Source organism: Streptomyces oceani, assembly GCF_001751245.1.
Lineage (GTDB): Bacteria > Actinomycetota > Actinomycetes > Streptomycetales > Streptomycetaceae > Streptomyces > Streptomyces oceani.
Window position 1 is genome coordinate 1 of sequence record NZ_LJGU01000004.1, and the last position, 210, is coordinate 210.

General features: G+C 66.7%; 1 protein-coding gene. It reads right to left on the minus strand.

All coding sequences use genetic code 11. The features are described 5' to 3' along the window. Positions 1 to 210: AMP-binding enzyme (locus AN216_RS28830; protein ID WP_170842965.1), on the minus strand; the 210-nt coding region annotated here is incomplete at both ends.

Here is a 210-nt window from a genome sequence, read left to right on the forward strand (position 1 = left end):
GCCTTGCGGTCGACCTTGCCGTTGGCGGTGAGGGGGAGGGTGGGCAGGGTGTGCAGATGGGAGGGAATCGCGTAGGAGGGCAAGCAGTCCGCGAGGAACCGAAACAGGTCGCTCTCGTCGATGACCAGTGTGGTGCCCTCGGAATCAACTTCGGAGACGAGGGCGGCAGTCAGTCGGCGTTGGTTGCGAGGCCCGGTCGCAGCCGCGACC